Genomic DNA, 12,423 nt, shown 5'->3' on the forward strand with positions numbered 1-12,423 from the left:
TGCCATCGCAGCATTCAATTCGATTCCGGAGTTCACCGAGCACAATTGGCGAATGGGAAAATCTAGTCGTTGACAGAAAGCACCATGATCGGGTCTGCGATTTTCTCAGGTGCCAATTCTTGCGCAAGGGGCAGGACGGCTGTGCCGATCGCGAAAAACTCGATCACATGCGTCTCCCACCCGTGGCTGCCTTCATGAATATCAAGGCCGACAACACCTTCGGCTTTCGCGGCTGAAGCCTCGGCCTGCATTCTGTCAATGGCGATTTCTCGCGCCTCATACATGGCGGCAGTGTAGTTCTCCAGCTCGACGTTGCTCCCTGCGGAGGCCACCGTCGCAAACATGCCTCGATGCGCCACATGATAGACGCAGGACCCCATCACCATCTCGACGGGGCGATAGCCGGCGTGAAGAAGTGACCAGAAATCCTGCCCGGACAAATCGGATGTAAAGGGGCCGCCGTCATGGGCTCGAAATCCCGGATGGCCTTCGGCATGCACCACGCCGGTACCCAGTGCAATGAACTCCAGCATGTGATCATCCCATGCCATTCTCTTTATCGTCAGCTTGACGCCGACGATACCGTCGGCACCCATCGCCGTCGCCTCGGCACGCATTCGCGACATGGCTAATTCGCGGGCGTGATACATCGCCTTTGAAAGGACCTCAAGTTCCTGGTTTTTGCTCCACGAACGATATTGGATGCCTACATGATAGACGCAACTGCCGACACAGAGACCAACAGGCTCGAACCCGGCTTTACGCACCAACAGAAATTCGTTGACACTGAAATCCGAGGTGAACACGCCCGACGGGTGCATTGAACTGCGCAGGCCCTTGAGCCGTTCGAGGACGCGTGCGGGCATCGGGTTCGTCATTCTCAAATTTCCCCTTTTTCATGAGACCCATAAGATTGGTGATGAAGAACGCGCCCGTTTAAAGGGGTTCTCCCGGCGTGCATGTCCACGACTATCCCCGTATCGAGGCCACGATCTTTCATTGCCTTCGTGGCAACCTCGGCGGCGATGTCTACCACGGTGCCTATTATAATATGGCGAAACAGAAAATCGGGTGGTTGCTTGTCGCGTTCGATTTTGAACGACTGACTGAAATTCACATGGGCGAGCACGCTGCCATGCTGACGTTGAGCGCTATTGCGAAGTTCGCTCATCGCCCGCGTTCTGACCTCTCCCCAGAGGCGAGACAAATCGAGACATTCGATGTTGCCCATGAACGTTAGCCGGGTTCTGCCAGACCAGTCAGTTCGCCTTTCGTAGGCGGCGCCGACGGCGATGCCAACCGGAATGATATCAGCGTCCAACAGCTTGGCGAACTCCAGCGCCGAAACAGTAGAGATGATGGGCGCGCCACTGGGCGGCAGGCCATCCACCTTGACGGCAGTACCAACGAGCGTGAAGTCCATACTCTGTTCGATACGGAGCGGCACGGTACGCATCTTGACATCAATAACAGCGTTGGCGCCCGCTGCCTTTGCCTCTTCGCTCAATCGTCGCAGGGCACTGTTCCAGCCCTGCATATGACCTGTGGTCCAAGAAAATCCATAGTGGAGCCAGCATGTCGCCGAAACGGACGAGATGGGTCGGATGCCGTGCGAGCGCATCACAAGCAATTCCGCAGGTGTGAGCGTTGCTAGCCAGGGTAGCGTTCTTGCCTGAATGCCATCGAGCCTTTTGCGCGTCATCTCCGGAACGCTATTGTGCCCTATTGCCCGTCTGATATCTGCTTGTCGTTCGGCGGCTGCCTGGTGGCGAGCGACCACTTCCGGATCCGGCTTCTTGAAAAAATCGAACAGGCCCAAGGGAACCTCCTAGGACGCCATGAAAGCGGAGAGGGATTGGCTAAGGCTCTGCGCCTGCGCACTGGCGGTCCTCGTTTCCGCTGTCAATCGCGTGAACCAATCTGCCGGCGCGACACTCTTGGTGTTGAGCGTGATGCCCCGCACCACCATCGCTATGCACGCCTTCAACTCGCCCCGCGCGATTTCAAGCGTGTATCTGTGTTCGCCAATGTCGACGCTGACGCCGGTCAGCCTCGGCTTGCTAAAAAAAGACTTGCTTTCGTGGATCGATACTTGCTGCGGCAGAGCTTCCTTCAGCCTCAAGGCGAGGGCCTTCAGATTGCTTTCGGCGTCGGAATTGAACCGTCGCAGCCATGCCGCCTGCATATCAAAATCGATGTTGCGTTCCTCGCTCATCCAGCAGGATTCTCCAGGGCGTGCTGATTGACGCCACGCATACCGAGCGATAGCCGGTCGCGAATGGCTGCGAGCTTGGCTTCACGTTCGCGATCCCCTTCCGCAACCTCGCGCTCGATATCGATGACTTCATTCATCGTGCGAATAGCTTCGTCGGCAACCTGCGACAGCACATCAAGGTTGCGCTGATCTCCGCCAAGGCTACGCGCTGCACTCGTAGCGGCGTCATGGGCGCCCTTGGAGGCAAGCAGCGTAATTTGGCGCGACGCCTCGTCCAGCCGTTCCGCCTCGTCGGCGGCGCGTTGGAGATCGACCTGCACCACCGCCTGCGAAGCGACCGCCATCAAGCGCGGGATGACGACCAGCATCCCGTTCGATATTTTCATCAAACGCGTTTCTGCGGCTTTCTTGTTCTGTCCTATGATCGGTATCAGTAACGCCGAGCCAACCAGGTTTTCGCGCATTTCCGCGATCTTGCCGCGGAAATTGGCCAATGCGCTGCGATATTCCATGACATCGGCTGCATCGGCCGGTCCCCGGACTTTAACGCATTCTGGCGCAGCAGTTCCAATTCTTCGTGACCGCGATCTAAGGCGATTTGTCCGCCGGCAATCTCGATTTTCAGACCATAGAGGCTCCTGCGTATAGCTGAGGCCTGCTGATCGAGCAGATCTATCGATACGGCAAGGTCAGATTTCGTCTTCCGCGCCTTGGCCTGTTCGGCGTCCATAAGATCCAGAAACTTCTTGCGATTTTCCTGAAAGCTCCTGAATGCCGTATGGGCGTTGGCGGCCGCCCCCAGTAGTTTGCCGATCAGGCCGAAGCGAGGGGCGGCCGATTTCGGGCCGGACGATTCCGCCTGCAGTTCCTCAATCCTTAGAATTTTCACACCGTCAATGACACTCGCAGCTATACGCCCTACTTCGCCGGTATCGCCGAGACTCACTCCAGTGAGCAGTTGGCGCGAGGCTTGCGCGATCTCGGCGAGCGTGCCTTCGCCATGTGCCAGAAGTGTGTTGGTTTTCCTGAAATCCAGGTTTGCCGCCGAGCGATTGGCTGCGGCGAGATCCTCAGGCGAAAGGGTGGAAACATCCACGAGGCGAGCCGGCGGCGCTTCCGCCAGCAGCCGTGCGTCCGTCACCGGCATCAACGCATTGTCGGAAGGCAGAGACGGCGACGTTTGCGGCGAACCAGAATTCACCTTCAAATCATCGAAGGCGGAAAGATCGAGCGGTTCCGTCGCTTTTTCTTCAGTCATCGCCGTGCTCCTCGCGAGATTTCAAATCCGTAGACGTGTGTCTTATCCCGAACGCCGACAACTTCCGAGTGCCAATTCTTAGACCGAAAGTTATAGAAACAACAGAGCAAACATCGGCGCCATTTTGAATCTTGAAGCAGAATTTTGCTGCGGTCCACGGTGCGCTGGTTGGCGACACAACAAATTGTCTGCCCGGTGGTCTAGTGGAGTGGAAGCTGAGCGTGATGGCGCTGACCACTACCGGCAACTCGGAAGAATGTGGTGTGAGATACGCGTGATTCACTCACCGCCCGGATATCAGACCCCAGCAGACTATGCCGGAAGCATTGCCGCCACCGGCTCCAACGCTGCGCAAGATCAAAGCGGTCGCGTTTCGGCCGGTTGCTCACACCGGGTCAATTGGCGGACTCAAAACCGCCTGGGCACAATCGCCAAACAGAAACCCTCTCTTGTCCGTAATCTATGAGCTAGCTCCAGCTACATGCGAGTTTATTCGCCCGATAGTTGCGTAAATCGTTACCTTCGTAAAGGCGAGAACCATGCAGATTAGCACTGCAAACAGCGCAACCTCCTACCGGTCCTCTTCCAAAGAGCGATATTTCCTACGACCTCTCTAAGGACGAAATATTCCAGAATCTCATGAAGGATCCTGATGTTTCCAAATGTCGTTTGAGACTTGGCTGAAGGGGCGCATTCTTACAATTAAATGCCAAACGACATCAGTCTAGGAAGCCAGCAATCCTGCGAGCGGAGCCAAGCGCCAAAGTCCAACCAAGCATGCCGTGACCAACGTTAATGTAGAGCCCGGCCAAGTTGCGCGACGGACCTATCATAGGCCTCGATGAGGGCGTCATCGGCCGCTCGCCGGACCAACGCATGAATTCCCGTCTGTCATCGAAACATCCCGGTAGCACCGATCGGGCGGCGGCATGGAGCACATCGAAGCGCCCGGCATCGAAACCCGCACCCCGACGCTCGATATCGGCCAGTCCGGCGACACGAAAGCGGTCGCCGATCGCCACGAAGGCAAGCTTGCGCTTCACGTCCGTGAGGCTGACGAGCGGTGTATCGGCACATCTGGCCACGGTGAGCGAATAGCCACGTACCGGCTGGATGCCGGCTGCCTCAGGCAGATCGGCCATGAGGCCATGGATCAAAGGGCCGGCGGTGACGACGGCGCGCTCAATCCCGAGAGGTTCGCGGTCTGCAAAGCGCAGAGCCCTAAGCTTTCCTTGCCTCTGTTCGAAACCTGTGACCAGTCGGTTAAAGCAGGTGACGACACCGAGATGATCGACCATATGACGCGTCAGCTGCCGGCAAAAGGCCGCGGCATCGCCCATGGCATCGCCGGGCGTGTAGACCGCACCGGCGATTTCACCTTGATAGTTCCTCAATGCAGGCTCAACCGCCAGGGTCTCCGGCATCGAGAGGACCGATTGTTCGAAGCCGAGCTGCCGTTTGCGTTCCACACCCGGTCTCGCCGCGACAAGGCTGGCTTCATCGGGATAAAGATGCAGCTTGCCCGCCACCCTATAGTCGAAATCGATATCGACTTCGGCCAACAGTTTTGTCATTTCCTCCCGGGACTCCCCGGCAAGCCGGAGGATCGCATCCGTATTTCCGCGCCAGCGCCACCCAGGCGTGTTGGCCAGGAACCGCAAACCCCAGAGAAGAAAATCGGGATCTAGCCGCCACCGGACACGAAAGGCCGGGTCCCGACCGCCTATGATCGTCGGCAGATGGCGAAGCAGGGCGGGGGACGCCATGGCATCGGCATAGGCCCAGGACAGCTGCGCCGCATTGCCGGCGCTTGCTCCCCTGCCCGGCTCGCAAGCGCCATCGATCAACGTTACCTCATGGCCCTCACGGGCCAGAAGATAAGCCGTTGCGACACCCACGACACCCGCCCCGATGACTGCGATCCGCACGGGTCAGAGCCTCTCATGCCGGGCCGTGGAGCGCGCGACGAAATCCTGCAGGATTGCCTGGTCGAAGCGCGTCAGCCCGTATTCCGGATGCCATTGCACCCCGAGGCAGAATGTCGGTGTCAGCCCCTCGAATGCCTCGATAACCCCATCCGGCGCGCGTGCAACAACGCGAAAGCGCCCCTCTCCGCTCAGTCGGTGCAGATGCAGGCTGTTGACCGATGTCTTGGTCTCTCCGAGTAACAAGGCGAGTTCGCTCTTTGGATCGAGCAGCACCGCATGCGCAAGATGATCGGGGATTTCACTCGGCTTGTGTGAAATGACCTCGGCATCCGTCTTCGGCAGAGCGGCGACGAAGGTGCCCCCCAAGAGTTCCCCGATCAGCTGCATGCCGTGGCAGATGCCGAGCAGCGGCTTGCCCGCGTCAAGAACCCGGCCGACCAGCGTCCTCTCGAAGTCCCGCCTCTGGGGCTCGACTTCCACGCCCGGCGTCGTGCCCGTGATCACTACGCCATCGGCAAGGGCGAGCGCGGCGTCGATGGTCTCCTCCTCGTAGGGTAGGATTAGCGGCACCCCGCCAGCCTTGCGGATCGCTTCCATGTAATTGGCGCGGACGACATATTGGCGCTCGCTCCACGGACCTGGCTGGATTGTCAGATCCGGCGTCATCAGGATCACGGGCAGGCGCGGTACGCCGGTATCTTGGGTCGAAACCGTCATTGTCTTGTCTCTTGCAAGGATGAATTCAGCGGGCGCTCGCAACGGCCAGGCGCCGGGAGAGCAGCGAAAAAGGCCAGGCGATGACGAAATAGCAGAGGCCGACCATCAGGAAGATCTGCAGCGGCAGGAAATACTCGGTCGACATAGCCCTTCCCGTCAGCATCAGCTCGTTGACCGTAATCAGCGATGTCAGGGACGAGTCCTTGAGTAGCGAAACGAAGGTGACGACCAGCGGCGAGAGGATGACCCGCACGACTTGCGGCAGGATGATGAAGACAAAGCTTTGCGCCGGTGTCATGCCGACGGCAAGGGCCGCCTCCCGCTGGCCTTTCGGGATCGCTGCCAGACCGGCGCGGAAAAGCTCGGCCACCTGGGCCGCGAAGGCCAGGGCCAGGCCGATGACGCCGGCGGTGAATGCGTCGAAGGTGATGCCGATCCCCGGCAGGCCGAAATAGAGCAGGAACAGCAACGCCAGCAGCGGGACGCCGCGCACGACCGTAACATAGAGCGCCGCGAACTGGCGCAGCAGTGGCGACCGGGCATTGCGGCACATGGCGAGGATGAGGCCGAGTACCAACGAAAGGACAAATGCACCGATGGACAGAAGCGTGGTAATGCGCATGGCATCCAGCAGCAGCGGAAGCCACTCGGCACCATATTCATCGAAGGGCTGGAAGAAACTGGTCATGCGCTCAATCTCCCGACGCGACGCTCGAGCAGGCGGATAGCCTGCATCAGGGGCAGACCAAGAAGTAGGTAAAGTCCGGCCGCCGTCACGTAGATCAGCGTGGTCTGAAATGACGAGGTCACCATGGAGCGCGCATAGAACATGACTTCGGGTGCGGCGATGGCAGACACGATCGACGTGTCCTTCAGGAGCTGCACGGCATAGTTTCCAAGGGAAGGCAGCGCGATGCGCAGCGCCTGTGGCGTGAGGATGGAAAAGATCGTCTGGTAGGGGCTTAAGCCGACGGCAAGGGCCGCCTCGCGCTGTCCCTTGGGCAGGGCTGCAAAGCCGGATCGGAAGAGGTCACAGGTCACCGCCCCGCCGATCAGGCCGAGCCCCGCGATCGCCGCCGTCATGGGAGACAGGCGGATGCCGATGCTGGCAAGGCCGAAATAGAGAATGAAGAGATGCGTCAGCGCAGGCACGTTGCGCATGATCTCGCAATAGGTATCGATGGCGGCATTGGCGGCGCGGATGTTCGAGAACTGGCGGATCAGCGCGAGCGCGAAGCCCAGCGTCACGCCCAACACCAATGATCCCAGAGTCACGGTGATCGTCACGCCGACGCCGAGCAGGAGACCCTCTAGCACCATGAGGAATGTCGCGATTGCCGTCATGACGCGGTCCTCAGTGCCTGATCTTGCGCAGGAAAGCCTGGGTTCTGGCCTCCCTTGGGGAAAGGATCAGATCTCGCGCCGGCCCTTGCTCGACGATCGCCCCTCCATCCAGGAAAAGCACACGGTCGGCGATATCGCGGGCAAAGGCGATCTCATGGGTGACGATGATCATGGTGCGTCCTTCGGCCGCCAGCTCTTCCATCACCTTCAGCACCTCGTTCACCAGCTCGGGGTCGAGCGCGGATGTCGGCTCGTCGAAAAGCATGAGCTTCGGCTTCTGGGCGAGCGCCCGGGCGATTGCCACGCGCTGCTGCTGGCCGCCGGAAAGCTCCAAAGGGGAGGCATCGGCGCGGTGCGTCATGTGTACCTTCGCCAACATCTCCAGCGCCAGTTCGCGCGCGGCCTTGGCGGAGAGCTTGCGGACCTTGCGGGCGGCAATGGCCACATTCTCGGTGACCGACAGGTGAGGCCAGAGATTGAATAGCTGGAAGACCATGCCCATCTCGGCGCGCTGCGGCGCGAGATGGCGATCCCCCATGATCCGGCCGTTGTGTACACCGATCCGCTCGCCATCCAGGCGGATCTCGCCGTCCGATGGCTTCTCCAGGAAATTGAGACAGCGCAGGCAGGTGGACTTGCGGGAGCCCGAAGGGCCGATCAATGCGATCTTCTCCCCTGCCCTCACGTCGAAATCGATGCCTTTGAGGACCTCGACAGGTCCGAAATTCTTGCGCAGGCCCGTTACGCTCAGGAGCGGTGCCACGGTTCTTCCTTTCCGCGATGATGAAGCAGATGGGAGCCCGTCTCGGGCTCCCATCGAACCGACTCTCAGCCCGAGGTCTTGCAGGAGGGCAGCTTGTAGTCGGCCGGGCGATCGACGCCGGCGCGGAAATTCTCGCCTGCAGGCGTGTACCAGACGTCGTCCGAGAGACCGTAGCGCTCGCCAATGGACTTCATCTCGCAGGTCTTCCACATGTCATTGATGATGGCGTCCACCTGCTTGCGCAGATCGTCATTCTTCTTGTTGAAGCCGTAGACAACCTGCCCGAGCCCCGTCAGCAGCGGATAGTTCGGATTGCTGTCGGTGAAGGCCAGGAAGTGCATGTTCCATTGCGGGTTCTGCTTGATGGCATAGGAAACGACCGGCGGATCGCCGATGACGGCGTCAATGCGGCCGGCAATCAGGTCACGCACGGCGGCATCCGCCGTATCGTAGAGCGATAGCTGCAGGCCGTTGATTTTCTTCAGCTCCGGCACGAAGGAGAAGCCGGTGATCGTGCCGACCTTCCTGCCCTCCAGATCTGACAGCTTGTCCCAGCTGGTCTTCGTCGACTGCATGATGCCGTTCTTGAAATAATGGATCGGCTGCGAAAGCGACATGATCTCGGTACGCTTCTGCGTCCATCCCATGGTGCCAAGCATGACATCCACCCGGCCGGACTGCACCGAGGCGATGGTGCCGGACCATTCCATCAATGCCGGCTGGACTTTCAGCCCGAGCTTGTCGGCGATCCGCTGCATGATCTCGCCGTCGTAACCGATCAACTTGCCGTCCTGCCAGCCCGAGCCGGGCATGTCGCCGGTGAAGGCGACCGTGAGCTTGCCGGCTTCCGCCAGCTCTTCAGCCCGTACCATGGAGGAAAATGCGGAAAGGCTTCCGCCTGCCAGCAGCGCGCACACCACCAGCCTTCTCGAAAGAGAAAGTGCCATCTGTCTGATCCTTGATGTCTGAGTTCCCCGATCCGGTTGCGGTGTCCGCCCCGGATACTTGCTTCAACGAGGACAAGCTTGCCACCGCCGTCGCCGATAGAATTTTAAAAAACGGACTTTTTCTTTGAAAATTCGACACGTACAGTGGCAAGGTCCAGGGAGGCACCATGACGTCGAACACGCAGGATACCATAGCCCAGCCGGAGACCGACTATGTCAGCTGGCTCGATGGGCTCTGGGCACAACGGCTCCTGTCCGCGCGCGACCGAAAGCCGGATATTTCAGTGGGCATCCTGCCGTGGCCGACCTTTCCGATGATGTCGCTCACGGGGGTCATCGAGCCTCTGCGGCACGCCGCCGATTTCGGCGACAACTCCCGGCCGTTGCACTGCCGGTGGTCGATCATGGGAAAGCCGGGCCATGCCGCGGTGGCGAGCTGCGGTATCCGGGTGCAATCCGACGGCGCCTATATCAACCCGACCGACTTCGACTACATCGTCGTCATCGGCGGCCTGCTGCCGCACCTTCGCACCGCGCCGACCTCACACAGGGATTATATCCGCGTGGCCGCCGCCGCCGGCGTGACGATCATCGGGGTCTGCACCGGCGCCTTCGTGCTGGCGCAGGAAGGGCTGCTGACCAGCCGCAAGGCTGCGATCCACCCCTTCCACGCCGAGGATTTCCGGATCGCCTTTCCGAACCAGCCGCTCTCCATCCGTGATGATTTCCTGATCGACAACGGGCGCATCACCGTGCCCGGCGGCATATCGATCCTGTCGCTGATGACCGAGCTGATCCGCGGCCATTGCGGCCCCGACCGCGCGGCCAAGGCCGTCCACCAGCTCTCCCTGACCGAGCAGCGCAGCATGAGCGCCTTCGACCACGAGCGTGCCTCCTCCTTCCGCGATGCCGGCGACATCAGGATCCAGCGGGCAATCGTGCTGATCGAAAGCCGCAAGGGACGAGATGTCTCGCCGGAACTGGCGGCGGAAACGGCTGGGCTTTCGCCGCGGCAGTTCGCGCGGCTTTTCCAGGAGCATATCGGCATGACGCCCAAACGCTTCATCCTGGAGACCCGGCTGAGATATGCCCGCTTCCTCCTTGAAAGCAGCCTGATGCCGATCACCGAGATCGCCTTCGAGACAGGGTTTTCGGACTCCGCGCATCTGGCAACGGCTTTCAAAAGCAAATACGGTTGCAGCCCGCGGAGCTTGAGAAAGACGTGATTAACATCCCCTCGTCCTGCTGCTGGCTGCCGCAACTGGTGCGATCGCGTCGGTCAGCATATCCAACCGGTCGCCGCTCTTCTCTTGGCATTGTCGATCGCGACGATCATAGTCTTCGGTCGTGACCTACTCGCGTATACAGAAGGTGCTCCCATAGACGGCAATCTGCGGCTTGACGTTTTCGTGCTGATCCCCCCGATGTTTCCTCCCACGTACCAAATCCAGCTGTGTCAGCTATACAGCAGCGCGCTGGCCTAGCGATGCCGTCGGCTGGCAGACAAGGCACGCTCCGGATCGTCTTGTCGCTCATCGCCATCGCAATGAACTACGCCATGCTCGCAATAAAATAGCGTTCTAAGACCTCAGTATCATGGAACGACCGACGAACACACGCCTGTCGCCTTGAACGGAATCGAACCGCCGTTACGTGAGGGGCTCTCCTACTCACGCGTTGGCCCCAGACATTGCGTCAAATTTCGTATGGCACTCGAATGTCCGGCATTTCACGAGGGAAATCCTTCGTGTTTCGGGTAATCAGCAACATCGAGTGAACATTGGCCGTTGCCCAGATGATGGCATCTGGAAGCTTGATACGATGAAGTTGTCGCAGAGAAACTGCTCGTTCGGCTATGGCGTTATCGACAGCGATGACTGCAAAGCCGGCCAGGAAAGCGCGCGTTCCGATTGCCACCTCAGGCTTGGCACCGACGAGAACCTCCATCCAGGTGATAATGCTAATCGCCTTTTCGCGATATCTCCTCAGTTCGTCTCGCGCTTGTGGAACTGCGTTGAGATAATCGATCAAGACATTAGTGTCGAACAGAGACTTTACCATTCGCTGCGCATGTTTTCCTGATAGGCCAAACCATCGATCTTTCGATCGCCCCAGAGCCCGAACGCTTCTGCTTCGATATCGGCATTGTTCCTTGCCAGAAAGTCATTGATCGCCTTTCGGATCAGCGCTGCTCTCGACATTTTTTCCCGCTGTGCCAGCCGGTCCAGCGCTTTGACTTCTGGGTCGCCGATATCTACCAACGTTCTCATGAGATAAGCTCCGATATATGATATCGGCAGTATATATCATCGCTGTTCGGAATCTTCAATGATTCACCAGCCGTCAGCGACGGAACCCTGCATCATTCGCCAACAGGCGCGGTGTTGGAAGTGGCTGGATCCTGAAGATCTGTTTGGCTCCTGCGCCAAGGGTGGCTGGGTGGATGAACCCATCACAACGAAGGGCTATCGGGTATAGCGCGGCGATCTGGGAGGAACTTGCGCGGCGATCTGGGAAATGAAAGAGCAATTTGCCGCCTATATCATCAGGATGTCTCGCCACGGAGAAGTCGACATCGATAACCTGCGCAAGCTCTAATGGCCGCGTCAAGGCATCTCGTAAATCGACGGAGTAGCTTCAACATCAATGGGGTGAAGTGAACAGGTCTTTTGCCAAGGAGCCGGCGTACAGATTTCGCCACATAGAAAATGATTGGGGGCCGACTTTGCCATGATTGCTCCTCGTGAATATGGTCCAATCGCAGCCTGATGCAGGTCATCCCGCATCAGAGCGCCGAGATTGATGTTTAAGCGTGTTTGAGACAGGTGGGTGGCACGACGGCTTCACCCTTGCGGCAGGCGATGGCATACTCGATCGCGCTGAGTAGATCAGGGCCATAGATGGGCTTGGGAAGCACACCGATTGCATGCGGATGCGCGACGACCATCTCCGGATTGGCAGTCGTGAATATGACGGTGACACCGTGCATTTGGTTCAAATAGGCAGCCGATGCGGGGCCGGTAGGTCCATCGCTGAGATTAACATCGATAAGGGCGATATCAACGTTTGCGCCAAGCCGCTGATCGCCGACCGGGGAGCGGGCGATGCGCTCGTCCAAACGCGTAAGCGCGATACCGGTGTGGCTTTTACCTCCCAATTTCAAATCGCAAAATGTCGTACGCCAGTTAGGCTTAGTCGATAGATTCGAGCCGATTTTCCGCTAACGATTTCAATGAAGTTCTCTTTTGACC

The 12,423-nt window shown here is 59.0% G+C and carries 15 protein-coding genes; 1 reads left to right on the forward strand and 14 read right to left on the reverse strand.

Features of this window, described 5'->3' with window-relative positions; genetic code table 11:
- Window positions 1-62: 62 nt before the first annotated feature.
- The 11 genes from GGD50_RS16055 to GGD50_RS16105 form a co-directional block, all read right to left on the reverse strand.
- Window positions 63-878: a heavy metal-binding domain-containing protein gene (locus GGD50_RS16055; protein ID WP_183938356.1), complete on the reverse strand. Its 816-nt coding sequence runs from the start codon at window positions 876-878 to the stop codon at window positions 63-65.
- Between the two features lie 2 nt (window positions 879-880).
- Entirely contained in the window at window positions 881-1,819 is a 939-nt protein-coding gene (locus GGD50_RS16060) for a heavy metal-binding domain-containing protein (protein ID WP_183938357.1), read from the reverse strand.
- Window positions 1,820-1,828: 9 nt separating this feature from the next.
- The gene (locus GGD50_RS16065; RefSeq protein ID WP_183938358.1) at window positions 1,829-2,215 is read right to left on the reverse strand and encodes a hypothetical protein; all 387 of its coding nucleotides are present in this window, start codon (window positions 2,213-2,215) and stop codon (window positions 1,829-1,831) included.
- Window positions 2,212-2,601 (reverse strand): hypothetical protein, encoded by a 390-nt coding sequence (locus GGD50_RS16070; protein ID WP_183938359.1) that lies wholly within the window; start codon window positions 2,599-2,601, stop codon window positions 2,212-2,214. The genes GGD50_RS16065 and GGD50_RS16070 overlap by 4 nt, the downstream gene beginning before the upstream one ends.
- 44 nt (window positions 2,602-2,645) lie before the next feature.
- Complete coding sequence (locus GGD50_RS16075; protein WP_246451288.1) at window positions 2,646-3,362, reverse strand: toxic anion resistance protein; 717 nt, start codon at window positions 3,360-3,362, stop codon at window positions 2,646-2,648.
- Between the two features lie 830 nt (window positions 3,363-4,192).
- Window positions 4,193-5,401: an FAD-dependent oxidoreductase gene (locus GGD50_RS16080; RefSeq protein WP_183938361.1), complete on the reverse strand. Its 1,209-nt coding sequence runs from the start codon at window positions 5,399-5,401 to the stop codon at window positions 4,193-4,195.
- Between the two features lie 3 nt (window positions 5,402-5,404).
- Window positions 5,405-6,118: a gamma-glutamyl-gamma-aminobutyrate hydrolase family protein gene (locus GGD50_RS16085; RefSeq protein ID WP_183938362.1), complete on the reverse strand. Its 714-nt coding sequence runs from the start codon at window positions 6,116-6,118 to the stop codon at window positions 5,405-5,407.
- Window positions 6,119-6,143: 25 nt separating this feature from the next.
- Entirely contained in the window at window positions 6,144-6,806 is a 663-nt protein-coding gene (locus GGD50_RS16090; RefSeq protein WP_183938363.1) for an amino acid ABC transporter permease, read from the reverse strand.
- Window positions 6,803-7,462: an amino acid ABC transporter permease gene (locus GGD50_RS16095; protein WP_183938364.1), complete on the reverse strand. Its 660-nt coding sequence runs from the start codon at window positions 7,460-7,462 to the stop codon at window positions 6,803-6,805. The genes GGD50_RS16090 and GGD50_RS16095 overlap by 4 nt, the downstream gene beginning before the upstream one ends.
- Before the next feature lie 10 nt (window positions 7,463-7,472).
- Complete coding sequence (locus tag GGD50_RS16100) at window positions 7,473-8,225, reverse strand: amino acid ABC transporter ATP-binding protein (protein WP_331371143.1); 753 nt, start codon at window positions 8,223-8,225, stop codon at window positions 7,473-7,475.
- A 65-nt stretch (window positions 8,226-8,290) separates the two neighbouring features.
- Window positions 8,291-9,172 carry an ABC transporter substrate-binding protein gene (locus GGD50_RS16105; protein WP_183938366.1) on the reverse strand — a complete coding sequence of 294 codons (882 nt, stop codon included), beginning with the start codon at window positions 9,170-9,172 and terminating at the stop codon, window positions 8,291-8,293.
- Window positions 9,173-9,339: 167 nt separating this feature from the next.
- Between GGD50_RS16105 and GGD50_RS16110 the strand changes: the two genes are divergently transcribed.
- Window positions 9,340-10,398 carry a GlxA family transcriptional regulator gene (locus tag GGD50_RS16110; RefSeq protein ID WP_183938367.1) on the forward strand — a complete coding sequence of 353 codons (1,059 nt, stop codon included), beginning with the start codon at window positions 9,340-9,342 and terminating at the stop codon, window positions 10,396-10,398.
- A gap of 469 nt (window positions 10,399-10,867) precedes the next feature.
- Here GGD50_RS16110 and GGD50_RS16115 read toward each other — a convergent pair whose 3' ends face one another.
- The 3 genes from GGD50_RS16115 to GGD50_RS16125 form a co-directional block, all read right to left on the reverse strand.
- Entirely contained in the window at window positions 10,868-11,233 is a 366-nt protein-coding gene (locus GGD50_RS16115; protein WP_040112719.1) for a type II toxin-antitoxin system VapC family toxin, read from the reverse strand.
- Complete coding sequence (locus tag GGD50_RS16120) at window positions 11,227-11,442, reverse strand: ribbon-helix-helix domain-containing protein (protein WP_183938368.1); 216 nt, start codon at window positions 11,440-11,442, stop codon at window positions 11,227-11,229. The genes GGD50_RS16115 and GGD50_RS16120 overlap by 7 nt, the downstream gene beginning before the upstream one ends.
- A gap of 536 nt (window positions 11,443-11,978) precedes the next feature.
- Complete coding sequence (locus GGD50_RS16125; RefSeq protein ID WP_183938369.1) at window positions 11,979-12,329, reverse strand: response regulator; 351 nt, start codon at window positions 12,327-12,329, stop codon at window positions 11,979-11,981.
- Between the last annotated feature and the right edge of the window lie 94 nt (window positions 12,330-12,423).

The sequence above is a fragment of the Martinezella paranaensis genome, from assembly GCF_014200235.1.
GTDB lineage: Bacteria > Pseudomonadota > Alphaproteobacteria > Rhizobiales > Rhizobiaceae > Rhizobium > Rhizobium paranaense.

What these genes read in the sequence shown, in the direction of transcription:
- GGD50_RS16055 (WP_183938356.1), bottom strand. Translation starts at nt 878, where the DNA reads ATGACGAACCCGATGCCCGCACGCGTCCTCGAACGGCTCAAGGGCCTG.
- GGD50_RS16065 (WP_183938358.1), bottom strand. Translation starts at nt 2,215, where the DNA reads ATGAGCGAGGAACGCAACATCGATTTTGATATGCAGGCGGCATGGCTG.
- GGD50_RS16070 (WP_183938359.1), bottom strand. Translation starts at nt 2,601, where the DNA reads ATGAAAATATCGAACGGGATGCTGGTCGTCATCCCGCGCTTGATGGCG.
- GGD50_RS16075 (WP_246451288.1), bottom strand. Translation starts at nt 3,362, where the DNA reads ATGCCGGTGACGGACGCACGGCTGCTGGCGGAAGCGCCGCCGGCTCGC.
- GGD50_RS16085 (WP_183938362.1), bottom strand. Translation starts at nt 6,118, where the DNA reads ATGACGGTTTCGACCCAAGATACCGGCGTACCGCGCCTGCCCGTGATC.
- GGD50_RS16090 (WP_183938363.1), bottom strand. Translation starts at nt 6,806, where the DNA reads ATGACCAGTTTCTTCCAGCCCTTCGATGAATATGGTGCCGAGTGGCTT.
- GGD50_RS16095 (WP_183938364.1), bottom strand. Translation starts at nt 7,462, where the DNA reads ATGACGGCAATCGCGACATTCCTCATGGTGCTAGAGGGTCTCCTGCTC.
- GGD50_RS16105 (WP_183938366.1), bottom strand. Translation starts at nt 9,172, where the DNA reads ATGGCACTTTCTCTTTCGAGAAGGCTGGTGGTGTGCGCGCTGCTGGCA.
- GGD50_RS16110 (WP_183938367.1), top strand. Translation starts at nt 9,340, where the DNA reads ATGACGTCGAACACGCAGGATACCATAGCCCAGCCGGAGACCGACTAT.
- GGD50_RS16115 (WP_040112719.1), bottom strand. Translation starts at nt 11,233, where the DNA reads ATGGTAAAGTCTCTGTTCGACACTAATGTCTTGATCGATTATCTCAAC.
- GGD50_RS16120 (WP_183938368.1), bottom strand. Translation starts at nt 11,442, where the DNA reads ATGAGAACGTTGGTAGATATCGGCGACCCAGAAGTCAAAGCGCTGGAC.